A 22,831-nucleotide genomic window follows, 5' to 3' on the forward strand; every position below is an offset into this window, starting at 1 on the left:
GGCCGGGTAAGCGTAACGCCACCCTGCATTTTCAAAGGAAACACTGTATGCAGACCATCACCACCTCCTGGTTCGTCCAGGGCATGATCAAAGCCACCTCCGACGCCTGGCTGAAGGGCTGGGACGAGCGCAACGGCGGCAACCTCACGCTGCGCCTGGACGATGCGGACATCGAGCCGTACGCCGCCGATTTTCACCAGAAGCCACGCTATATTGCCCTGAGCCAGCCGATGCCGCTGCTCGCCAACACGCCGTTTATCGTTACCGGTTCCGGCAAGTTCTTCCGTAACGTTCAGCTGGACCCGGAAGCCAATCTCGGCGTCGTGAGGGTAGATAGCGACGGCGCGGGCTACCACATTCTGTGGGGGCTAACGGACGACGCGGTGCCGACCTCTGAGCTGCCAGCGCACTTCCTCTCCCACTGCGAACGCATCAAGGCGACTGACGGCAAAGACCGCGTCATCATGCACTGCCACGCCACTAACCTGATCGCCCTGACCTACGTGCTGGAAAATAATTCTGATTTCTTTACCCGCAAGCTGTGGGAAGGCAGTACCGAGTGTCTGGTGGTCTTCCCGGACGGTGTCGGTATTCTGCCGTGGATGGTGCCGGGTACCGACGAAATCGGTCAGGCGACCGCGACGGATATGCAAAAGCACGCCCTGGTGCTGTGGCCGTTCCACGGCGTATTCGGCAGCGGCCCGACGCTGGATGAAACCTTCGGCCTGATCGACACCGCCGAGAAATCCGCAGAAGTGCTGGTGAAGGTCTATTCCATGGGCGGCATGAAGCAGACCATCACCCGGGAAGAGCTGATCGCGCTGGGCAAACGTTTTGGCGTTACCCCGATGCAGTCGGCCCTGGATTTATACGCGTAACGCCACAGGCGATAGTTAAGGAGAATTATCATGAGCTTTATGTTGGCACTTCCCAAAATTAGCCTGCATGGCGCGGGTGCAATCGGCGATATGGTCACCCTGGTGGCGACCAGGCAGTGGGGCAAAGCGCTGATTGTCACCGACGGCCAACTGGTGAAACTGGGCCTGCTCGACAGCCTGTTTACCGCGCTGGACGCCCATCAAATGTCATATCATCTGTTCGATGAGGTGTTTCCGAACCCGACGGAAGCGCTGGTGCAAAAAGGATTTGCGGCTTACCGGGACGCGGAGTGTGATTACATCATCGCCTTTGGCGGCGGCAGCCCGATTGATACCGCCAAGGCGATTAAAATCCTCACCGCTAATCCAGGCCCGTCTACCGATTACTCCGGCGTCGGCAAGGTGAAAAACGCAGGCGTGCCGCTGGTGGCGATCAACACTACCGCAGGCACCGCGGCAGAGATGACCAGCAACGCGGTGATCATCGACTCCGCGCGTCAGGTGAAAGAGGTGATTATCGACCCGAACATCATCCCGGATATTGCCGTGGACGATGCCAGCGTGATGCTTGATATTCCGGCCTCCGTGACCGCCGCAACCGGTATGGATGCGTTAACGCACGCCATTGAAGCCTATGTGTCCGTTGGCGCACACCCGCTGACCGATGCCAACGCGCTGGAGGCGATTCGCCTGATTAACCTCTGGCTGCCGAAAGCGGTCGACGACGGTCATAACCTGGAAGCGCGCGAGCAGATGGCGTTTGGTCAGTACCTGGCAGGTATGGCGTTTAACAGCGCCGGGCTGGGGCTGGTACATGCTCTGGCGCACCAACCGGGCGCAACGCACAACCTGCCGCATGGCGTGTGCAACGCCATCCTGCTGCCGATCATCGAAAACTTTAACCGCCCGAACGCGGTCGCGCGTTTTGCCCGCGTGGCGCAGGCAATGGGCGTCGATACCCGCGGGATGAGCGATGAAGTCGCCAGCATGTCCGCCATTCAGGCGATTCGCGACCTGAGCGCCCGCGTCGGCATTCCGTCAGGCTTCAGCCAGCTCGGCGTCACCAAAGCCGATATCGAAGGCTGGCTGGATAAAGCCCTCGCCGATCCGTGTGCGCCGTGTAACCCACGCACCGCCAGCCGCGATGAAGTCCGCGAGCTGTACCTGGAGGCATTATGATCCGCAAAGCGTTTGTGATGCAGATAAACCCGGACGCGCACGAGGAGTACGCGCGTCGCCACAATCCGATCTGGCCCGAGCTTGCAGCGGTGCTGAAAGCCCACGGCGCACACCACTACGCCATTTATCTCGATAAAGCACGCAACCTGCTGTTTGCGACGGTGGAGATTGAGTCGGAGGAGCGCTGGAACGCGGTGGCGAATACCGACGTGTGCCAGCGCTGGTGGAAATATATGGCTGACGTCATGCCGTCGAACCCGGATAACAGCCCGGTGAGCGCCGGGCTGAAAGAGGTGTTTTACCTGGAGTGATGCGTTAACGCTGCCGCCCCTGTGGTGGCAGCAATCTCCCGCCTGCTGCTCAGCGTAAACGCCGACACCACCGTAATCGCCAGCACGAAACAGCCCAGCATCAGATACGTCTCCTGAAAGCCGATCCGGTCATACATATTTCCGGCAAAGGCGGAGAGGAAAATCGCTGCCGACTGTTTGGCAAACTGAAAACCAATCAGATAGATGGTGGCCGACAGGCGCGTATCAAACACTCCGGTAATGTATTTGAATGCCCCCACCAGCAGGAACGGGACTTCCAGGGCGTGCAGCATCTTGAGGGCGATGACCTCCACGGCGGTGGTGGCAAACGACGAGCCGATAATGCGCGTCGCCATAATCACCCCGGCGATCAGCAGCGTGTTCTTCGCGCCGATGCGGTTAATGATCCACGGCGAGCAGAACATGATGATGGCGTTACAAATCTCCCCCGCCGTGGTGGCAAAACCAAAGGCGCGGGTCCCTTCCTGCGGCGTGGCGAAGAAGGTTTTAAAGAAGGTGGCAAACTGCTGGTCGAAAACGTCATACACGCAGGCCACGCCAATCACGTACAGGATGAACATCCACATTCTGCGCTGGCGGAACAGGTTGAACACGGTTTTAGCGGTGATCTGCGGCTGGTTCGCGCCCAGGGCGTTCATCACCTGCGCCGTCTGGTTGGGCTTCGGTTTCGCGACCACCAGCAGCAGCATCAGCAAAAGCGCCGCCGCCGATCCCATCCAGAAAACATACGACGGATCGATGCCGAACAGGATGCCGCCCGTTGAGGCGCACAGCCCCCAGCCGAGGCAGCCAAACATGCGCGCCTTACCGTACTCAAAGAAGCTGTTGCGGCTCACGCGTTCAATGTAGGCCTCAATCGCCCCGGATCCGGCTGAAAAAACAAAGCCGATATACAGCCCGCCGCTCAGCGCGCCCAGCCAGATATTGGCTTTCAGCAGCGGCGCGAAGACGTACAGGAAAAACGGCGCAAACAGAAACAGCAGCACCGAGATGATCCACAGCAGGTGTTTTTTCAGCCCCAGCTTGTCCGAAATGACGCCCAGCACCGGCTGGAAGGCAATGGCCGACAGCGAGATGCAGGAGAAGACAATCCCGGTATGGGTTTTGTTCAGACCGATGATGTCCGACAGCCAGATTGGCAGGAACGGAAAGCAGGTGGCCATGATGAAGAAGTAGAGAAAGAAGAACAGCCCGAAGATCCAGAAGTTAGGGTTGTCTTTGTGGGTACAGGTTGTTGTGTTCATTATTTTTATCCTCAACGGAGGGCCGGTTGCCCGGCCCGTCACCTTTACACGCGTTCCACGCCAATCAGAATGGCGGTTTCCGGATCCAGAATCGGCAGCGCAATACCCGCCCGCATCAGCCATTCGCCGCTTGCCGTTTGCGGGGCTTCCATCCACGCTGGCAGCTTGCGCATGGTGTGCCCGCCCTCGCCCGTGATCTGAATGTTCGGGTGATCCAGCAGCGTGATGCGGTACTGCGCGCTGGCGTCTAGCCCCGGCATGCGCAGCGGCATCATCAGGGTGTAATCCGGCATCGCGAGCTGGCTGACCAAAAACAGCCCCTGCGCTTTGTCTTCACTCACTATACCCTGCGCCAGCGTGGTGGCATCCGGCATGTCCACGCGCCACTGAGTACCGTGATGAATCACCTCACGCCACCGCTTATACAGCGCGGCGTAATGGCGATAGCCCTCACGCTCCTGCGCATCGACGGTGAGCGGATCCAGCTCCAGCCCCATATGCCCAAACAGCGCCGTCAGCCCACGGAAAGCGATGCTGTGCTGACGAAAGGTGGCGTGACATTTATGATGACCGATATGCGCCCCCATCACCTCCGGCGGGAAGAAGTAGCTCATGCCGCGCTGGATCGTGTTGCGCTCCAGCGCGTCGTTGTTGTCGGACGCCCAGAAGCGATGGCTGCGGGTCAGCACTTCATAATCGATTCGCCCCCCGCCGGAGGAGCAGGATTCAAATTCAATGTGCGGAAAACGCTCGCCCAGCACGTCCAGCAGGCGGTAAAACTGGCGGGTCTGCGCGTCGGCGGCAGCTTTACCGTTGTGCCCGGGCTGCACCAGCTCGCGGTTCATGTCCCATTTCACGTAGTCAACCGCATGCTCGCCCAGCAGCCAGCTCATGCGCTCCACGAGATAATCAAAGGCCTGCGGGATGTTGAGATTGAGCACCAGCTGGTGCCGCCCGGTCGCCTGGGGATAGCCCGGCAACGCCAGCACCCAGTCAGGATGCGCGCGATACAGATCGGAATCCGGGTTAATCATCTCCGGCTCGATCCAGATGCCAAACTCCATGCCGAGCCGTTTAACGTGACTGATTACCGGCGTCAGGCCGTTCGGGTATTTTTTCTCATCCAGGTACCAGTCACCCAGCGCGGCATGGTCGTCGTTGCGGCCTTTGAACCAGCCGTCGTCAATGATAAAGCGCTCCACGCCCAGCGCGGCGGCCTCGTCGGCCATGCGCATGATGTACTCCGGGTCGTGGCTGAAGTAGATCCCCTCCCAGGTATTGAGGTGTACCGGGCGTGGTTTGTTTTCCGGGAAGCGGATGATGCTGTCGCGCAGGTAGCGGTGGAACTGCTGGCTCATGCCGTTCAGCCCGTGCGGGGAATAACTGGCATACAGGCGCGGCGTCCAGAGCGTTTCGCCCTCTTCAATCGCCATTTCACCCGGCAGGTAGAGCGCTTCGGCCTGTATATAACGGCGACCATCGGTTTTCGCTTCGGCGCGCAGGCGGTGGTTGCCGCTCCAGCCCAGATGCACGCCCCAGACGTCGCCCTGCATTTCGCTGAACGATGGCGTACCGGCGATCAGCGCTGGGAAATGTTCGTGGGACGTTTTACCCCGACGGTTTTCAATGATAAAGCTGTCGTGTTCAAGCGTGACGCGGTGCGGCTGAAATTCTCTGATCCAGCGTCCGTGAAAGGCCATTACCTCCTGCGCGCGCTCGGCCACCGGCAGCGTGACGGCGAATCGGTCCACCTGCCACGCCAGCGCTTTCAGGTTGGTTAACCCATGGCGCACCACCAGCACGCCGCTAGCCTCCAGCGTCAGCTCGCTGGTCAGACGCAGCCCCGCGCATTCATCTTCGGCGGTTATCGTCAGGGTGTTTACGTCCTGCTGCACCTGCGTGGTTTTAAACACCGGGGAACCGTCCAGCCCCTGGCGATGCCCCTCAATACCGGGCGAGCCAAACAGCCCATGCCCCAGCTCGGCCATCAGCGTTACCGGGGAGTCCACATCCAGCCTGCCGTTTGCCACCGGCCGCACCAGCGTAGCGACGTTCTGCGGCGAAAAGTGCTGAAGATGCGGCCCCCAGTAGAGAATTTCGGCGAACGGTTGGGTTTTTATCACCACATCAACGGTGGTGCTTTCGAGTCGTAAAATGGCATCTTGCATCAGACATCTCCTGTCGTCGGGATGTCTTGAGTGTTGATCCGAAACGTTTCGGATACAAACCAAAACGTTTCGGATCTGTGATCGGGTTTGGAAATTTGCGCGGTTTAGGCCGTCTGGCCCGGGGTGAATTCGGGCTGCCAGAGCACCTGGAGCCGTTCGACGTCGTCGCCGTTAATCAGCTGGCGCACCATATCGGCAATCTGTTTCCCGACGCCCTGACGAGTGGACTGGATCACTGCCGCCACGTCAGCATCAACGATGCTGTCCTGCGGAAGTCCGTCATAAACCACCAGCGCAACGGCGTTCTCGCCTGTCAGGCGGCCCAGTTCCGCCAGCGCCATCGCCGCGCCGTCGCCGTGGGTGTTGCAGTCGGTAATGATGGCCGTGGGGGGCTGCGGCAGGGAGAGAAGTTCTTTCGTGGTGGCATACCCCACGCGGCGCGAAGGGGGCATAGCGCGCAGCCATTCGCTGGAGAACCCGGCTTCCCGCAGCGCGTCCAGGTAGCCCTGTCGCCGCTGGGTGATGAATGCCTGATTATTGCTTTCGCCCAGCAGGGCGATGCGCTGATGGCCTTTCTCAATCAGCCAGCGGGTGGCCTGGTACGTGCCAGCATAGTTGTCGAAGTCGAACCACGCGTACGGCTGCGGTAGCTGGCTGCGGCCAAGCGCCAGAAAAGGGAATCCGACGGCCTGCAGCTCTTCAAGTCGCGGATCGTGATCCAGCGTGTGGGCCACAATCAGCGCATCCACGCGGCGGCTTTGCACCATGCGCATATAGCAGTGCTTATCCGCCAGATCATCGTCGGCGATGAGCAGCAGGTCGATCTCATGTCGCGCCAGTTCGTGGCTAATTTCGCCGACCATGTCCATAAAAACGCTGTTATTGAGCGGAACAGGATGCACGGGAAAAACGAGGCCGACGGCATCAATTTTGCCCATCTTCAGGCGGCGCGCAAACGTATTAGGTCGGTAACCACGGCGCTGGGCCTCCGCCTCCACTCGGGCGCGCGTCTCAGCAGAAACATCGTCATACCCGTTGAGGGCGCGGCTGACGGTAGTGACGGACAGCCCCAGTTCTTTAGCAATGGCTTTGAGCGACATGATTTTCCGTATCTTCGTTAATTTTGTTCCGCCACCAGAAGGGCGTGGGTGTCTGGCTCCAGCGCCTTAAAGATATGCGGCTGATCGGCAGGGTAGCAAATGTAATCGCCCGGGCCGAGTTCTTCCGCCGCGTCGATCAGGCCGACCATCGCCCGCCCCTGGGTCACGATAATATGCTCAACCGACCCCGGCGGATGCGGCTGGGAAATACGGTCTGCGCCCGGCTGCGTCAGCAGCAGATAGATATCACGACGCGCGCCCGGCGGACACGCCGCCAGCAAAATCGCCTCGTAGTTTGCCTGCCCGGCAACCACCTTGGTGCCCTCGCCAAGGCGGATCACCTGCGTGACGGGCTGCTGCGGCTCCAGTAACCGGGCAAACGGAATATCCAGCGCCACGCAAAGCGACCAGAGCGTTTCCAGGCTAGGATTGCCGTTGCCAGACTCCAGCTGAGAAAGCGTAGATTTGGCGATCCCGGCACGGCGGGCAATTTCCGCCAGTGACAACCCGGTTCGCAGGCGTTCCCGCACCAGGCTTTTGGCGATCACGCTGATTGGCTGCGTCATAAAAACGGCCTCTGTCTCTCTATAACGAACGATTCGTTCATCTTGTAAAACGATTTTGATGCGTTCATTATAATGGAAATACGTTCGATATGGCTAAAATGATATGAAGAATCCCCTCTCTTGCCTGAAAGGCGACACGATAAAAGCGATAATTTTGGTCTGCCTCGCGGTAGGCGTGGTCGGCATGTCTTACGGCTCCCTGGCGATGGCCTACGGTTTTCCGCTGTGGGTGCCGTTTGTGCTTTCCCTCACGGTGCTGGCGGGCGCATCCGAGTTTATGTTTATCGGTATTGTGGCAAGCGGAGGTAACCCGCTGGCGGCAGCGGCCGCCGGTTTGCTGGTCAACGCGCGCCATGTGCCGTTTGGCGTGACGGTGCGTGAACTGGTGGGCAAACGGGGTTTGAGCTATCTCGGCTGTCACATCATGAACGATGAAAGCGTGGTGTTTGGCCTGTCGCAAAAAACGCCCGAGCAGCGTAAAGCGGCCTACTGGCTGTGCGGTTTAGGCGTGGCGATTATCTGGCCGGTGGGGGCGCTGCTGGGTGCCATGGTTGGTAAACTGCTGCCGGACCCGGAGACCATCGGGCTGGACGCGGTGTTTCCGGCGATCCTGCTGGCGTTAGTGGTACCCGCGTTTAAAAACCGTACCACGCTGATCCGCGCCTGCAGCGGTGCCGCGCTATCACTGGCTGCCGTGCCGTTTGCCCCGGTGGGTTTACCGGTTCTGCTCTCGTTACTCGGTCTCGCTGCGAGGAAAAAATAATGGGAAACATGACGTTTTTTATTCTCGGCATCGCCATTCTTTCTGCCGGAACCTACCTGATGCGTCTCGGCGGGGCAAAGCTGGGCAACCGGCTGGCTCTCTCTGAACGATCGCAGGCGCTGCTTTCCGATGCGGCTACCGTTTTGCTGTTCTCCGTCGCGCTGGCGACCACGTTTTATGAAGGGGAACATTTTGCGGGCATGGCGCGCGTGCTGGGCGTGGGGTTCGCGGTGTTTCTGGCATGGCGAAGAATGCCGTTAATTGTGGTGATCGTCGCGGCGGCGGTGGTGACGGCGCTGCTGCGTCTGGCGGGTATAAACTAAAAAAGCGCCCCAGGGGCGCTCTTTCGACGGTATAGCGAAATTATTTGTTCAGTTCAGCGGTCATGTGTACGCGGTTACCGGTGAACGCCTGGGTAATTTTGTAGGATGACGCGCCCGCTTCCTGAGCCTGAGCCGCGATTTTCGCTTCTGCGCTATCAATGGTGGAAGCAGAGGCGGTCACTGTCTGTGCAGCGAAAGAACCGAAAGAAGTAGCCAGAGCGATTACAGCGACAAAAGTTTTGATGCTTTTCATGATATAAACCCTTTCATTAAGTTGTTTAGGTAAGGCACCGTGCCTTGATGAGATAAATACTAGCCCTCATCCTGAACAACTAAAAGCGGAAGGATTTGCTATTATCGTTCAAAATTACTGATCAACCATTAACCGCTGCGGATGGGTATAAATCGTCGCCCTGCCCGGCTTGCAGAACCCCACCAGCGTCAGATTGCAGCGCTCCGCCACCTCCACCGCCAGCGTGGTTGCCGCCGACACCGCAAACAAAATTTCCACGCCGCACATCGCGGACTTCTGCACCATCTCATAGCTGGCGCGGCTGGAAACAAGCGCCGCGCCCTGCTGCCAGAGATCGCTCTCCCCCGCACGACGGCCTAATAGCTTGTCGAGCGCGACGTGGCGGCCCACGTCCTCATGCCCTCCAGCAATATCTCCTGACGGCAATACCCACGCCGCCGCGTGCGTGCAGCCGCTCAGTTGGCCGATGGGCTGAACATCGTTGAGATTTTCCAGCGCACGGTCGAGATGCGCCAGATTGAAGGTCTGGGTAAACAGCAGTGGCGCAACGGGCTTGCCAATATCATTAAGCTGCTCAACACCACAGACACCGCACCCGGTACGCCCGGCCAGCGCGCGGCGGCGCTCTTTCAGCCCCATAAAGCGGCGGCTGGAGAGTTCGATTTGCACTTCAAGACCGTTACACGCCTGAACCACGTCCATGCCGTAGATCTCCTGCGGGTGCGCAATGATGCCTTCCGAAAGGGAAAAACCGATGGCGAACAGTTCGAGATCTTTGGGTGAGGCCATCATCACCACGTGCGAAATACCGTTGTAAACGAGGGCAACGGGCACTTCTTCAGCCAGAAAATCGGGTGTGGCATGGGTAATGTGGGGCGGTCTGCGTACCGACATTTCCACAATGCCCGCAGGCAGTGGCGATGAGCGGGTAGCACGGTTTTGTTTAGACACAGCGGTATTCCTGAACAACCACGGAAGTAGGCCTGCTATTGCAGCATAAACCGCAGGCCTTACGCATAGTATGGATCAACTTTTCGACACTCATTGTCCTACTCATTAAGAAGAGGTGCAACCCGGCCCCCGCTACACCCCTTTAACATGCAGAGCTTATAGTGTGATCAGTGTCACACTTTATAATCAACACAGTGATAATACGTTCACTTTGTATTAACGCCGTTGGAACAGGTATACCGACATTGTGGTATTCTGATGATATCCCTCGGAGAAATGAGGGATTAACGCAAATTTTTCTCCTTTGCGGTCAATTCTCAACCGCGAAGTTAAAACTACATATATAAGCAATGTCGAACAAGGAGTGACCCATGCAGGTCAGCAGAAGGCAGTTCTTTAAGATCTGCGCTGGCGGTATGGCAGGCACCACGGCGGCGGCACTGGGCTTTGCGCCCGGCGTAGCGCTGGCGGAAACGCGGCAGTACAAACTGCTGCGCACCCGCGAAACCCGTAACACCTGTACGTACTGCTCCGTCGGCTGTGGGCTGTTGATGTATAGCCTCGGCGACGGTGCGAAAAACGCCAAAGCGTCTATTTTCCATATCGAAGGCGACCCGGACCATCCGGTCAACCGCGGCGCGCTGTGCCCGAAAGGGGCCGGTCTGGTGGACTTTATCCACTCCGAAAGCCGTCTGAAATTCCCGGAATATCGCGCACCTGGCTCCGATAAATGGCAGCAAATCAGCTGGGAAGAGGCGTTTGACCGCATCGCAAAACATATTAAAGAAGACCGCGATGCCAACTTTATTGAGAAGAACGCCGACGGCGTCACGGTCAACCGCTGGCTCTCCACCGGGATGCTGTGTGCTTCTGCCTCCAGCAACGAAACCGGCTATTTAACCCAGAAATTCACGCGCGCACTCGGTATGCTCGCGGTCGACAACCAGGCGCGCGTCTGACACGGACCAACGGTAGCAAGTCTTGCTCCAACATTTGGTCGCGGTGCGATGACCAACCACTGGGTCGACATCAAGAACGCCAACCTCATTGTGGTGATGGGCGGTAACGCCGCTGAAGCGCACCCTGTCGGGTTCCGCTGGGCGATGGAAGCCAAAATCCACAACGGTGCGAAACTGATTGTGATCGATCCCCGCTTTACGCGTACTGCGTCAGTGGCGGATTTCTACACCCCTATTCGTTCAGGTACTGACATCACTTTCCTGTCAGGCGTACTGCTGTACCTGATGACCAACGAAAAATATAACCGCGAGTACACCGAAGCCTATACCAACGCCAGCCTGATCGTGCGTGAGGATTACCACTTCGAAGATGGCCTATTCAGCGGTTATGACGCGGAAAAACGCAAGTACGACAAAACCAGCTGGAACTACGAGCTGGACGAAAACGGCTTTGCGAAGCGCGACACCACCCTGCAACACCCGCGCTGCGTATGGAACCTGCTGAAAGAGCACGTTTCCCGCTACACGCCGGACGTTGTCGAGAACATCTGCGGCACGCCGAAGGCGGACTTCCTGAAGGTCTGCGAGCTGATCGCGGAGACCAGCGCGAAGGACAAAACCGCGTCGTTCCTGTATGCACTCGGCTGGACGCAACACTCCATCGGCGCCCAGAACATCCGTACCATGGCAATGGTGCAGCTGCTGCTCGGCAACATGGGGATGGCAGGCGGCGGCGTGAACGCCCTGCGCGGTCACTCTAACATCCAGGGTTTGACCGACCTCGGCCTGCTGTCTCAGAGCCTGACGGGTTACATGAACCTGCCAAGCGAGAAACAGACTGATCTGCAGACCTACCTGACGGCCAGCACGCCAAAACCGCTGCTCGAAGGCCAGGTAAACTACTGGGGCAACTATCCGAAGTTCTTCGTCTCGCTGATGAAAGCTTTCTACGGCGACAAAGCGACGGCGGAAAACAGCTGGGGCTTTGACTGGCTGCCGAAGTGGGACAAAGGTTACGACGTTCTCCAGTACTTCGAAATGATGCACCAGGGCCAGGTCAACGGCTATATCTGCCAGGGCTTTAACCCGGTGGCGTCGTTCCCGAACAAGAACAAGGTTGTTGAATCCCTCTCGAAGCTGAAGTTCCTGGTGACGATTGACCCGCTCAACACCGAGACCTCGACCTTCTGGCAGAACCACGGCGAATCAAACGACGTCGATCCGTCGAAGATTCAGACCGAAGTGTTCCGCCTGCCGTCTACCTGCTTCGCGGAAGAGAACGGTTCTATCGTCAACTCCGGCCGCTGGCTGCAGTGGCACTGGAAAGGCGCGGACGCCCCGGGCATCGCCATGAACGACGGCGAGATCCTGGCCGGCATCTTCTTACGCCTGCGTAAGATGTATGCGGCAGAAGGCGGCGCGAACCCTGAGCCGGTGCTGAACATGACCTGGAACTACTCGACGCCGGAAAATCCTGCGCCGGAAGAAGTGGCCATGGAGAGCAACGGTAAGGCGCTGGCGGACGTTATCGACCCGGTCACCGGCGCGGTTCTGGCGAAGAAAGGCGATCAGCTCAGCACCTTCGCGCACCTGCGCGATGACGGTACCACCTCCAGCGGCTGCTGGATCTTTGCCGGTAGCTGGACGCCGAAAGGCAACCAGATGGCCAACCGCGACAACGCCGACCCGTCGGGCCTCGGCAATACGCTGGGCTGGGCATGGGCATGGCCGCTGAACCGCCGCATCCTCTATAACCGCGCCTCCGCTGACCCGCAGGGTAACCTGTGGGATCCGAAGCGTCAGCTGCTGAAGTGGGACGGCGCGAAATGGGGCGGCGTGGATATTCCGGACTACAGCACTGCCGCACCAGGCAGCGACGTTGGGCCGTTTATCATGCAGCCTGAAGGGATGGGCCGTCTGTTTGCTATCGATAAGATGGCGGAAGGGCCGTTCCCGGAACACTACGAGCCGTTTGAGACGCCGCTGGGCACCAACCCGCTGCACCCGAACGTGGTCTCTAACCCGGCAGCGCGTATCTTCAAGGGCGACTTTGAAGCGCTGGGTAAAAAAGACAAGTTCCCGTACGTGGGCACCACTTACCGTCTGACCGAACACTTCCACTACTGGACCAAGCACGCGCTGCTTAACGCCATCGCGCAGCCGGAACAGTTTGTGGAGATCGGCGAGAAGCTGGCGAACAAGCTCGGCATTGCCCATGGCGATACCGTGAAGGTCTCCTCTAACCGCGGCTACATCAAGGCCAAGGCGGTGGTGACCAAGCGTATTCGCACGCTGAACGTTCACGGTCAGCAGGTGGATACCATTGGCATCCCAATTCACTGGGGTTATGAGGGCGTGGCGAAGAAAGGGTTCATTGCGAACACCCTGACGCCGTTCGTCGGTGATGCGAACACGCAGACGCCGGAGTTTAAGGCCTTCCTCGTGAACGTGGAAAAGGTGTAACGGAGACGACTTATGGCTTATCACTCTCAAGACATTATCCGTCGTTCCGCGACTAACGGTTTCACGCCCGCGCCTCAGGCGCGGGACCACCAGCAGGAAGTGGCGAAGCTGATCGACGTGACCACCTGTATCGGCTGTAAAGCCTGTCAGGTGGCCTGCTCTGAGTGGAACGACATCCGTGACGAAGTGGGTCACAACGTCGGGGTGTACGACAACCCGGCAGACCTGACCGCCAAGTCCTGGACGGTAATGCGTTTCTCGGAAGTGGAGCAGAACGACAAACTGGAATGGCTTATCCGCAAAGACGGCTGTATGCACTGCGCGGATCCGGGCTGCCTGAAGGCGTGTCCGTCAGAAGGGGCTATCATTCAGTATGCCAACGGCATCGTCGACTTCCAGTCCGAGCAGTGCATTGGCTGCGGCTACTGCATCGCGGGCTGTCCGTTCGACGTGCCGCGCATGAACCCGGAAGACAACCGCGTCTACAAATGTACCCTGTGCGTTGACCGCGTTAACGTGGGCCAAGAGCCTGCATGCGTGAAGACCTGCCCAACCGGCGCTATCCACTTTGGCTCCAAAGAGGATATGAAAACGCTGGCGGCAGAGCGCGTGGGCGAGTTGAAAACCCGTGGTTATGACAACGCGGGCCTGTACGATCCGGCCGGGGTTGGCGGTACGCACGTGATGTACGTGCTGCACCACGCCGACAAGCCGAACCTGTATCACGGCCTGCCGGAGAACCCGGAAATCAGCGCCACCGTGAAGTTCTGGAAAGGCATCTGGAAACCGCTGGCCGCGGTGGGCTTTGCTGCCACCTTCGCAGCGAGCATCTTCCACTACGTCGGCGTCGGTCCGAACCGTGCGGAAGAGGAAGACGACAACCTGCATGAAGAGAAAGACGAGGTGCGCAAATGAGAAAACGTGACACCATCGTGCGCTACACCGCGCCGGAACGCATCAACCACTGGGTCACCGCCTTCTGCTTCATGCTGGCGGCGATAAGCGGGCTGGGGTTCTTCTTCCCCTCCTTCAACTGGCTGATGCAGATCCTGGGCACGCCGCAGCTGGCGCGCATCCTTCACCCGTTCGTGGGTGTGGTGATGTTTGCCTCGTTTATCATCATGTTTTTCCGCTACTGGCACCATAACCTAATCAATCGGGATGATATCTTTTGGGCGAAGAATATTCGTAAGATCGTCGTCAACGAGGAAGTGGGTGATACCGGGCGTTATAACTTCGGCCAGAAATGCGTATTCTGGGCGGCGATTATCTTCCTGGTCCTGTTGCTGGTGAGCGGCGTGATCATCTGGCGTCCGTACTTTGCGCCTGCTTTCTCAATCCCGGTGATCCGATTTGCGCTAATGCTGCATTCATTTGCCGCAGTGGCGTTAATTGTGGTTATCATGGTGCATATTTACGCCGCCCTCTGGGTGAAAGGCACCATTACCGCGATGGTGGAAGGATGGGTAACCAAAACGTGGGCGAAGAAACATCACCCGCGCTGGTACCGTGAAGTCCGCCAGAAACAGGAAAAGTCATCTGAATGAGTATTCGCATAATCCCGCAAGATGAGCTGGGGTCGAGCGAGAAACGTACGGCGGAGTATATTCCGCCGTTGTTATTCCCCAGACTCAAGAACCTCTACAACCGCCGCGCAGAGCGTCTGCGCGAGCTGGCAGAGAACAACCCGCTGGGCGATTTTCTGCGTTTTGCCGCGCTGGTCGCCCATGCGCAGGAGGTGGTGCTGTACGATCACCCGCTGCAAATGGACCTGACCGCGCGCATCAAAGAAGCTAACGAGCAGGGCAAGCCGCCGCTGGATATTCACGTCCTGCCGCGCGACAAGCACTGGCATAAGCTGCTGCATTCGCTGATTGCCGAGCTGAAGCCGGAAATGAGCGGCACGGCGCTGGCTGTCATTGAGAACCTGGAAAAAGCCTCTGACCTGGAGCTGGAAGAGATGGCGAGCGCGCTGTTTGCCTCCGACTTCTCGCTGGTCAGCAGCGATAAAGCGCCGTTTATCTGGGCCGCGCTGTCGCTCTACTGGGCGCAAATGGCGAGCCTGATCCCGGGCAAAGCCCGCGCCGAATACGGCGAAGCGCGCCAGTTCTGCCCGGTGTGCGGCTCAATGCCGGTCTCCAGCATGGTGCAGATTGGGACCACGCAGGGGCTGCGCTACCTGCACTGCAACCTGTGTGAAACCGAGTGGCACGTGGTGCGCGTGAAGTGCAGCAACTGCGAGCAGACTCGCGATCTCAACTACTGGTCGCTGGAAAATGAAGACGCGGCGGTGAAAGCCGAAAGCTGCGGCGACTGCGGAACCTACCTGAAGATCCTGTATCAGGAAAAAGACCCGAAAGTCGAAGCGGTGGCCGACGATCTCGCCTCGCTGATTCTGGATGCGAAGATGGAGCAGGAGGGCTTTGCCCGCAGCTCGATCAACCCGTTCCTGTTCCCGGGCGAAGGGGAGTAATCTCCGTGAGAGTGCCGGGCGGCGCGAGCTTGCCCGGCCTACACCTGGTAAGGCGTAAGGACCTCGTCAATACCCGCAAAAACTTTCGTGTTGCGAGAAATCAACGGACATTTTCTGCTCTGCGCTGTAGCCAGGATGATAGCATCAGGCAGTTTCATTCCATGCTTCTCACGTAGTAAAACGCTTCTTTCCGCGATATCCCGAGACACATCAATAATTTCAAAAGCGCCCATCACGGCTGCCGTTTTCGCTTCATGACCATGCCTGCGAGCGCCCACCATCACTTCCATCCAGGTAATTAAGCTGATGGCTCGATGCGACGCGGTATACTCAATCGCATCCGCAGCTTCAACACGGTTGTTGAAGAGATCAATGAGAATATTGGTATCAAACACTGCCATGTGCTTCATGATTACCACTCCTCACGCAGCTTGCGTTCATACTCAAGCCCGTCCTCTTTTCTGTCTCCCCACAGACCAAGCGCATTTCGGATAACAGAAGAACTCTGCTGGTCGAGATACAGCTCTATCGCTTCGCGAAGCAGTTCGGCACGTGGTTGATTTCGCAATTGCTTGAGGTTATCCAAACGTTGAATCACGTCATCAGACAAATCGATAAGTATTCTGCCCATATCAAGTTCCGCCAAAACGCTCATATATCACCTTAGTATATCATCTTTGGTTAATTTTCAGGCAAAATACTCTTTATCAATTTAGGGTGAAAGGACGTTTTTTAGGGAATGATCGATTTTGCGAGCCGCTTTCCACAATATGCACCTCTCAACATTTCTCTGTTTTCATCTGCTGTAAACCAGGCTATAAACTGTATAAACACACAGTAAAAGGACGTAACCATGGCTCTGGAGAAGGGTATTGATAAGCTGGTAAAGGAGTTTATTGCCGCAGGACGACCTTCCTCGCGAAAGCAGAGTATTGATGACCGGAGAAGCGGATATGTCGCCAGCACAGCGCTGGCCGGGGAAAAAGAAACTCGTGTCCAGGTTGAAACGCTAGTTCTTGAGGATTTGACCTTTCGGGTATTTTCGCCTGTCAATGCCCCTGAAACGTTACCTTGTGCCCTCTACTATCATGGCGGTTGTTTTGTCAGCGGTGGGTTTAAAACCCATGATAATCAGCTTCGCCAACTGGCGTTTTACGGTAACTGTCGGGTCATTGCGGTTCAGTACAGACTCGCACCCGAGCATACCTTCCCCGCTGCGCATGACGATGCAGAGAGAGCGGCAGATCTTGTCTGGCAGAATGCAGAACAATTAGGTGTGGATAAAAACCGGATTACACTTTGTGGAGACAGCGCGGGAGGCCATCTTGCGCTGGTAACATCATTGCGGCTTAAGGCCAAAGGTCTCTGGGATCCCGCGCAGCTCATTCTTATCTACCCCATGCTCGACGCTACGGCCAGTTTTGAAAGCTATACCCTCAATGGCATGGATTACGTGATTACTCGCGATACCCTTTTGAGCGGCTATGAAATGTATCTGGCTGGAGCCGACCGTCAGCATCCTGAAGTCAGCCCGCTGTGGCGCAAAGACTTTAGCGGTCTGCCAAAGGTCCACATTGTTACCGCTGAGTATGATCCGTTACGCGACGAAGGCGAGGCGCTTTGTCAGCGCCTCACGGAGCAAGGCGTGAAGTGTACCGCTCAACGATGGCGGGGTGTAATACACGGCTTCTTTCAGTTGAGTGGAATTAGCCAGTCAGCGCGAGACGTTATGCGAGATATTGCCTGGCGCATTAACCATGCCGGACGAGAGTGAGAAGGAGACTACTCCTCCTCGTTCCCACCCTCTTCATAAGCGCCATACGGCTTCGCAGGAAGAACGATATAGGTGCCTTCAAACACCGCGCCCGGCGTTTCATCGCCGAACAGCTCAACCTGCATCTGCACGCGCGCTTTGCGGCCACGTGCCAGACGATCGAGATCGCCGCCCAGCGCGCCAAGGTCCGCCACCGCGCTCGGCTTGCCGCTGATCGGCGCACTGTAGCGGATATGGGCATCGGCCAGAATAATGGTGCCGCCAAGATGCCGCTCGCGCAGCATTAGCCAGATCAGCCCCCAGCCGGTGAGCGTCGCCAGGGAAAACAGGCTGCCGGCAAACAGGGTGTGGTGAGGGTTCTGATTGCCGGTTTCCGGCATGGTGGTAATGAATTTTTGCCCGGTGTACTGCTGAATGCGCACGCCCATCTTTTCACTCAGAGGAATGTGTTCATACCAGGCCTGCTGCAGCTGCCCGCACCAGTCCGCGCGATGAAGAATATCGTCCAGCGTGGCGATGGGTTTGATCATCAAAAAGTGGCGAATCGGCGTGGTTTGCGGGGCGGTGATTTCACCCTGGTTAACAAAACCGAGTTTGGCAAAAAACTCCACGGCATCTTCCCGGGCGCTACAGGTGACGCGCTTAACGCCTTCCTGACGGGCGACGGACTCCAGCGTCATCGCCATTAGCGTCCCCAGCCCTTTATCCTGCACGGAAGGGTGAACCGCCATAAAACGAATCGACGCTTCGTTATCAGCGTTGATATACAGTCGCCCGACGGCGACGAGGTTACCCTCTTCGTCCATCACCATCTGATGATGGGCCATCGCATCCCAGGCGTCGCGTTCAGATCCTTTTGGCTGATGCAGTGGCTTGCGCAGCATTTCCCAGCGGAACTGGTAATACGCTTCTAACTCTTCTTCCGTTTGCGGTACTCGAAGGTGATACATAGCTGTACTCTCTCTTGTTACCCGCGGCCACGCCGCCAGTTGGCTCATACCTGGAGCCAGAATGTGACGGGGCCATCGTTCACCAGCGAGACCTGCATATCTGCAGCGAATCGTCCGGTTTGCGTATTCATTTCCTGTTGGCGACAACGCTCAACAAAGTATTCGTAAAGTGCTTCTGCACGATCCGGCGCGGCGCCTTTAGAGAAACTCGGGCGCATGCCGCGCTCGGTATCCGCTGCCAGCGTAAACTGGGAAACCACCAGCACGCTGCCGCCCGCCTGCTGGACGTTCAGATTCATCTTGCCTTCCGCATCGCTGAATATGCGGTAGCCCAACACGCGCTCGCATAAGCGGTTCGCTTTTTGTTCGTCATCATCCTTTTCGACACCTAACAACACCAAAAGTCCTGGGCCAATTTCACCCGTCACCTCTCCCTCCACGGTGACGCTGGCACGGGTTACGCGCTGTATCAATGCAATCATGGTTGGTCTGCTTCTAATTGTTTTTCAGCTTCTGCTGCTTTTTTAAGTTCGCGGTATACGCCGAGAGTGACAGTTATTTCGGCGCCAAGCAAGACGATACACCAGGTCCAGTAAACCCAGACAAACAAAATGGGGATCACCGCCAGCACGCCGTAAATCAGCTGATAAGACGGGAACATGGTGATGTAAAGGGCAAACCCTTTTTTACCCAGTTCAAAAAGCACTGCCGCCACCAGCGCCCCAACTACCGCATCGCGGTTAGGCACGCGCGTGGTCGGTACAACGCTATAGAGCAGCCAGAACGAGAGCCAGGACAGGATCAGCGGAAAAATACGCAGCACGTTATCAATCACGCTGTTTAAATCACTCGCCCAGCGCAAGGAGAGAAGATACGAACTGATTGCCAGACTCGCCCCAGCCAGCAACGGCCCCAGCGTTAAAATCATCCAGTAGACGGCAAAGGAATAGACCTTAGGACGGATTTTTTTGCTTCGCCAGATGGTGTTAAGCGCGCTGTCAATAGAGTACATCAGCAGCAGCGCGGTGACGATAAGGCCGCACGCCCCCACCGCCGTCATTTTGCTGGAGTTGGCAACAAACTGCTCGATGTAGTTCTGGATAACATCCCCGGTGGCCGGGATGAAGTTAGCGAAGACGAAATGGCGAAGCTGCAGGCTAACGTCCGCGAACATCGGGAAAGCGGAAAAGAGCGCAAAGATAACCGCCACCAGCGGCACTAATGAGAGCAACGACACGTAGGCGAGGTTACCCGCCAGCGTGGTCATGTTGTCCTCATCAATGCGGTGCCAGAGCAACTTCAGCCAGGCCCTCAGCGGGCGAGTATGATGCGTGGCTTTTTGATGAACGGTTTTTAGCATAACTGCTTCGCAAAGTAGTTTGGTATCGTCTCTTTTCCGGTCACCAGAATTGACGTGATACCCAACTGGTTAGCTCCCTCTATATTATCGGCGTTGTCATCGAAAAAGACCGCATCGGCCGCGGTGCATCCCTCTGCCTGCAAAACAGCCTGATAAATTCGCGCTTCAGGCTTACGCATACCCATCTCTTGCGAAAGATAGATCTTATCTGCCGCCGCCTTAACTTCGGGATATTCCTCTGGCCAGAAGGTCGTGTGCAGACGGTTGGTGTTAGACAGCACGACCACCCGGTGCCCCTGCTCGCGCAATTTGTGCATAATGTCGATCACTTCCGGACGGATCGCGACGAATACCGCCTGCCAGCCGTGAGAAAATTGTTCATAGCTTAACGAAAGCCCCATCTCCTGGCAGAAGCGTTCAGCAAACTCTTCATCGCTAATCTCGCCGCGTTCATGCTGATGGAAGGTCTCACCCATCGCGAAATCCTGCTTTAACGTCGCCAGCGGCACACGGCTAAAGTCGCTCCAGGCACCCAGCACCCGGTTAAAATCGATATCGACGATTACGTTTCCTAAGTCAAAGATATAAAGCATGTTTATCTCCTTTCGCCGTGGAGAGATAACTGTAGCGGGAATCACGAGATTTGACTATGCGTGCCGTCTAAGGTGTGCGATTGATTTTTACGGTGCGTTTTTACGGCAGTACAGCGAAGGGACGTTTGACGCGGCAAAAAGCCACGCTCCACGGTACTCATCAATCATCAGGCTCAGATCTCTTCCCGGCGTGCGATAAAAACCCGGTAGCGTTGCATTGATATCAGCCTCATCCGCACTATCGGCGAAGGTTTTAATAATACGATCGTTATTCAATACGCGCGCGTTCTGGTGATCGCTGTAGTGGAAATAGATGGTGCGGTTGACTTCAGAAACCACGTGACCAAACAGTTTACCGTTAATGACAGCGGTCCCTTCCCGATGCTGCATTCGCCATGAAACCGTTCCTACAAATCGGTTTTTACCAATCGTCCATTCCACATCACCTGTACAGCGTATCGGCGCACTCGAAAAATGCGAATACGCTAACCAGCCGCTGGTAATAGCAGCCCCCAGCAACGCCGCCAGCAAAATAATACGATTCCCGAGTGTCATCATTGCTCATGCGCCCAAAAATAATGCGTGGTACATAACGCTGCCGCGTCATGTCGCGCATCGTTATTACAGACAAACGCCGCGATTCGCTCCGTTTTACTATAGCCGATGAGAAAAACGTATCGGTTTCCGGCACACAGGCTGGGATAATTTTTTAACAAGCGAAGGTAAAGGTCCTGCATATGTTCATTAGGTGCATAAAAGAGTTGGCAGGCGTTGGTCGTGCTGCCCATTGAAAGTGGAATGTAGTGACTAAACGGCATGTTCTGGTGATGTTTATATAATATGACCCCGTTAATAAGCGCGATCAGAAAAAGCGTAGCGGTGGCTATTATTAACCACGCCGGCTTCTTCATCGCGGTGCCTTCGGCTATTGCCACGTCTTCACTGGCAATTATCGGCTCGGCGGTTGGGGTAAATACTTCAACCTGGGTGGCTTCGGAAAGCGTCAGCCCGCGACGCGAAATCGTTTTTACCGTATCGCGCGGCAACCCCACTTCAGCCAGCGCATTGCGCAATGTCAAAATGGCCTGGTAAAAGGTATTCGGTGTGGTGACATCGTTACGCTCACCCCATCCCACCACCATTAACTGATTTTGCGAAATTATTTCGCCAGGATGGGTAACGAGATAAAGAAAGCAGAGATTGGCAGGAAGCTGCAAATGTATCGTGCGCCCGGTAATATGATTCGCCAGGGTTTTGTTTTCCGGGTCATACTCGACCAGCTTGTTAATAAGATACAATTTTACTTTCCTCTGCAATAACAATATTTAACCCCACAAACCCAAAAAACACACGTATATTTAACAACAGTATAGGTCAGAAGGATCAGAGCGCGACACACCCGTACCTAAGATTAGAAACATCGCATTATTTTTCAATTGATTACAAATCGGTTTTCTTAGGTGAGCCTCAGCTAAAAGGACATAATGAGATTTCATTACACTTCACCAGGTCAAATAATTATATTGAGCCACACGTTGAGAAAAGACTGACGTTCAGGAAGATCGAGGTGACGAATCTTTAGCTATTAGTGCTGTTTCGTCAATTTCCTTCCGGGGTTGTTTTTGCCGAATAATCTTAATGGGTTGATGAATATTCCTGGGTAAGGTCTGACAATCAATGTTCTGTCGCTATGTCTGCGGCCTGCAAGAATTGAGACAGCCAGGAATTTATTTTCTCTGGCATTATTTCTCATAAATACGACAGCAACGCTGGATATGTTTCAAGATTGACACATTTGAAAGGCAGTGAAATATTGATAATGAAAATAAGACAGGAGTGGACTGGATGATAACATCGTCGCAAAAGGTTGTCCGCTGTATAAGCTGCGAATTGTCCTGTCAGTTATTTCCGGATAACACGGTGCGCTCACAATACTGTGGCAGCGCCTCCTTCGCAGTTTGGCCGGTGGGAAATCATTTCCTGCAACTTGCAGTAGAAAATAAAATATTGTCTGGGAACAAGAATCATTTATTACGCGGATTTATTTTTGTAGATTTTTCGATGTATAACCTGCGCCTGCTTGTCGATCCGCAATGGATTGAACATCTGGCGATGACTAACATGCACATCGTGCTTATCGCGGACCGTAAACTGGAGGCGTTGGCTCACTATTTTTTCGCTCACCACAGTGAAATAAAGGGAATTATTTATTCAGATGACGATGACGCTATATTGCAGGAAAAAATTAACCATCTTTTTTCCGGCAGGCGAGTGAGCAGCAGGCGTGGTAATACCCTGAACACTGTTGAATTCACTTTACTTAACAGACTTATTTCAGGGGTGTGCCTCCGGGAGATAATAAAAACAACCAGCATTGATGTGAAAAAAATTTACGTTCATAAAATACGATTAGAGAGGAAGTTAGATACCAGCATTCATAAAATACTCGTTTCTATTTTGTAATTTCAACTTCTTAACATGCCCACATTTAATGGTGTGGAG

Annotated in this window: 25 protein-coding genes; 11 read left to right on the forward strand and 14 right to left on the reverse strand. The window is 56.0% G+C overall.

Annotated elements, in window-relative coordinates:
- Positions 1–47: 47 nt before the first annotated feature.
- Genes rhaD through rhaM form a run of 3 tightly spaced genes read left to right on the forward strand, consistent with a single transcriptional unit; the run spans position 48 to position 2,368 of the window.
- The gene (gene rhaD, locus IM295_RS07875) at positions 48–878 is read left to right on the forward strand and encodes a rhamnulose-1-phosphate aldolase (protein ID WP_045260243.1); all 831 of its coding nucleotides are present in this window, start codon (positions 48–50) and stop codon (positions 876–878) included.
- 30 nt (positions 879–908) lie between these two features.
- The gene (gene fucO, locus IM295_RS07880) at positions 909–2,057 is read left to right on the forward strand and encodes a lactaldehyde reductase (protein ID WP_126300700.1); all 1,149 of its coding nucleotides are present in this window, start codon (positions 909–911) and stop codon (positions 2,055–2,057) included.
- Complete coding sequence (gene rhaM / locus IM295_RS07885; protein ID WP_047366790.1) at positions 2,054–2,368, forward strand: L-rhamnose mutarotase; 315 nt, start codon at positions 2,054–2,056, stop codon at positions 2,366–2,368. Before fucO ends, rhaM begins: the two co-directional genes overlap by 4 nt.
- Here the strand turns inward: rhaM and IM295_RS07890 are convergent.
- The 4 genes from IM295_RS07890 to IM295_RS07905 form a co-directional block, all read right to left on the reverse strand.
- Positions 2,356–3,633: an MFS transporter gene (locus IM295_RS07890; RefSeq protein ID WP_069733783.1), complete on the reverse strand. Its 1,278-nt coding sequence runs from the start codon at positions 3,631–3,633 to the stop codon at positions 2,356–2,358. The genes rhaM and IM295_RS07890 overlap by 13 nt on opposite strands.
- A 44-nt stretch (positions 3,634–3,677) precedes the next feature.
- Positions 3,678–5,801, reverse strand: a complete 2,124-nt coding sequence (locus IM295_RS07895) for an alpha-galactosidase (RefSeq protein ID WP_193066501.1) — start codon at positions 5,799–5,801, stop codon at positions 3,678–3,680.
- Between the two features lie 104 nt (positions 5,802–5,905).
- Positions 5,906–6,901 carry a LacI family DNA-binding transcriptional regulator gene (locus IM295_RS07900; protein ID WP_193066502.1) on the reverse strand — a complete coding sequence of 332 codons (996 nt, stop codon included), beginning with the start codon at positions 6,899–6,901 and terminating at the stop codon, positions 5,906–5,908.
- A 17-nt stretch (positions 6,902–6,918) separates the two neighbouring features.
- Positions 6,919–7,467 carry a helix-turn-helix domain-containing protein gene (locus IM295_RS07905; RefSeq protein WP_193066503.1) on the reverse strand — a complete coding sequence of 183 codons (549 nt, stop codon included), beginning with the start codon at positions 7,465–7,467 and terminating at the stop codon, positions 6,919–6,921.
- A 103-nt stretch (positions 7,468–7,570) separates the two neighbouring features.
- On the opposite strand from IM295_RS07905, the gene IM295_RS07910 reads away from it, so the two are divergent.
- Together IM295_RS07910 and IM295_RS07915 are read left to right on the forward strand one after the other, a co-directional pair.
- Positions 7,571–8,230 (forward strand): AzlC family ABC transporter permease, encoded by a 660-nt coding sequence (locus IM295_RS07910; protein WP_028014867.1) that lies wholly within the window; start codon positions 7,571–7,573, stop codon positions 8,228–8,230.
- On the forward strand, positions 8,230–8,553 hold the full coding sequence (locus tag IM295_RS07915; RefSeq protein ID WP_193066504.1) for an AzlD domain-containing protein: 324 nt from the start codon (positions 8,230–8,232) through the stop codon (positions 8,551–8,553). Before IM295_RS07910 ends, IM295_RS07915 begins: the two co-directional genes overlap by 1 nt.
- Before the next feature lie 40 nt (positions 8,554–8,593).
- Here IM295_RS07915 and IM295_RS07920 read toward each other — a convergent pair whose 3' ends face one another.
- Together IM295_RS07920 and fdhD are read right to left on the reverse strand one after the other, a co-directional pair.
- Positions 8,594–8,806 carry a DUF1471 domain-containing protein gene (locus IM295_RS07920; RefSeq protein ID WP_028014869.1) on the reverse strand — a complete coding sequence of 71 codons (213 nt, stop codon included), beginning with the start codon at positions 8,804–8,806 and terminating at the stop codon, positions 8,594–8,596.
- A gap of 114 nt (positions 8,807–8,920) precedes the next feature.
- Entirely contained in the window at positions 8,921–9,757 is an 837-nt protein-coding gene (fdhD, locus tag IM295_RS07925) for a formate dehydrogenase accessory sulfurtransferase FdhD (RefSeq protein ID WP_193066505.1), read from the reverse strand.
- 371 nt (positions 9,758–10,128) lie between these two features.
- On the opposite strand from fdhD, the gene fdnG reads away from it, so the two are divergent.
- Genes fdnG through fdhE form a run of 4 tightly spaced genes read left to right on the forward strand, consistent with a single transcriptional unit; the run spans position 10,129 to position 15,652 of the window.
- On the forward strand, positions 10,129–13,179 hold the full coding sequence (gene fdnG, locus IM295_RS07930; RefSeq protein WP_193066506.1) for a formate dehydrogenase-N subunit alpha: 3,051 nt from the start codon (positions 10,129–10,131) through the stop codon (positions 13,177–13,179).
- A 12-nt stretch (positions 13,180–13,191) separates the two neighbouring features.
- On the forward strand, positions 13,192–14,094 hold the full coding sequence (gene fdxH / locus IM295_RS07935) for a formate dehydrogenase subunit beta (RefSeq protein WP_193066507.1): 903 nt from the start codon (positions 13,192–13,194) through the stop codon (positions 14,092–14,094).
- Positions 14,091–14,726: a formate dehydrogenase cytochrome b556 subunit gene (fdoI, locus tag IM295_RS07940; RefSeq protein ID WP_015569914.1), complete on the forward strand. Its 636-nt coding sequence runs from the start codon at positions 14,091–14,093 to the stop codon at positions 14,724–14,726. The genes fdxH and fdoI overlap by 4 nt, the downstream gene beginning before the upstream one ends.
- On the forward strand, positions 14,723–15,652 hold the full coding sequence (gene fdhE, locus IM295_RS07945; protein WP_028014872.1) for a formate dehydrogenase accessory protein FdhE: 930 nt from the start codon (positions 14,723–14,725) through the stop codon (positions 15,650–15,652). Before fdoI ends, fdhE begins: the two co-directional genes overlap by 4 nt.
- A 38-nt stretch (positions 15,653–15,690) precedes the next feature.
- Here fdhE and IM295_RS07950 read toward each other — a convergent pair whose 3' ends face one another.
- Both IM295_RS07950 and IM295_RS07955 read right to left on the reverse strand, forming a co-directional pair.
- Positions 15,691–16,065, reverse strand: a complete 375-nt coding sequence (locus IM295_RS07950; protein ID WP_370551805.1) for a PIN domain-containing protein — start codon at positions 16,063–16,065, stop codon at positions 15,691–15,693.
- A complete protein-coding gene (locus IM295_RS07955; protein ID WP_015569912.1) occupies positions 16,065–16,307 on the reverse strand; it encodes a ribbon-helix-helix domain-containing protein in 243 nt (80 codons plus the stop codon). Before IM295_RS07955 ends, IM295_RS07950 begins: the two co-directional genes overlap by 1 nt.
- Before the next feature lie 198 nt (positions 16,308–16,505).
- On the opposite strand from IM295_RS07955, the gene IM295_RS07960 reads away from it, so the two are divergent.
- Complete coding sequence (locus IM295_RS07960) at positions 16,506–17,426, forward strand: alpha/beta hydrolase (RefSeq protein ID WP_193066509.1); 921 nt, start codon at positions 16,506–16,508, stop codon at positions 17,424–17,426.
- An 8-nt stretch (positions 17,427–17,434) separates the two neighbouring features.
- Here the strand turns inward: IM295_RS07960 and fabY are convergent, their stop codons facing one another.
- From fabY to IM295_RS07990, 6 genes are all read right to left on the reverse strand, one after another.
- Positions 17,435–18,376 carry a fatty acid biosynthesis protein FabY gene (gene fabY, locus IM295_RS07965; protein ID WP_028014875.1) on the reverse strand — a complete coding sequence of 314 codons (942 nt, stop codon included), beginning with the start codon at positions 18,374–18,376 and terminating at the stop codon, positions 17,435–17,437.
- A 44-nt stretch (positions 18,377–18,420) separates the two neighbouring features.
- Positions 18,421–18,858 (reverse strand): D-aminoacyl-tRNA deacylase, encoded by a 438-nt coding sequence (dtd, locus tag IM295_RS07970; RefSeq protein WP_008501836.1) that lies wholly within the window; start codon positions 18,856–18,858, stop codon positions 18,421–18,423.
- The gene (locus tag IM295_RS07975; protein ID WP_045260235.1) at positions 18,855–19,736 is read right to left on the reverse strand and encodes a virulence factor BrkB family protein; all 882 of its coding nucleotides are present in this window, start codon (positions 19,734–19,736) and stop codon (positions 18,855–18,857) included. The genes dtd and IM295_RS07975 overlap by 4 nt, the downstream gene beginning before the upstream one ends.
- Positions 19,730–20,329: a glucose-1-phosphatase gene (gene yihX / locus IM295_RS07980; RefSeq protein WP_047745778.1), complete on the reverse strand. Its 600-nt coding sequence runs from the start codon at positions 20,327–20,329 to the stop codon at positions 19,730–19,732. Before yihX ends, IM295_RS07975 begins: the two co-directional genes overlap by 7 nt.
- 87 nt (positions 20,330–20,416) lie before the next feature.
- Complete coding sequence (locus IM295_RS07985) at positions 20,417–20,887, reverse strand: hypothetical protein (protein ID WP_049001393.1); 471 nt, start codon at positions 20,885–20,887, stop codon at positions 20,417–20,419.
- Positions 20,884–21,627, reverse strand: a complete 744-nt coding sequence (locus IM295_RS07990; RefSeq protein WP_193066510.1) for a winged helix-turn-helix domain-containing protein — start codon at positions 21,625–21,627, stop codon at positions 20,884–20,886. The genes IM295_RS07985 and IM295_RS07990 overlap by 4 nt, the downstream gene beginning before the upstream one ends.
- A 547-nt stretch (positions 21,628–22,174) precedes the next feature.
- Between IM295_RS07990 and IM295_RS07995 the strand changes: the two genes are divergently transcribed.
- A complete protein-coding gene (locus IM295_RS07995) occupies positions 22,175–22,792 on the forward strand; it encodes a helix-turn-helix transcriptional regulator (protein WP_193066511.1) in 618 nt (205 codons plus the stop codon).
- Positions 22,793–22,831 lie beyond the last annotated feature (39 nt).

It is taken from the genome of Enterobacter cloacae complex sp. P14RS (assembly GCF_014895895.1).
In the GTDB taxonomy this organism is placed as follows: Bacteria; Pseudomonadota; Gammaproteobacteria; order Enterobacterales; family Enterobacteriaceae; genus Enterobacter; species Enterobacter bugandensis.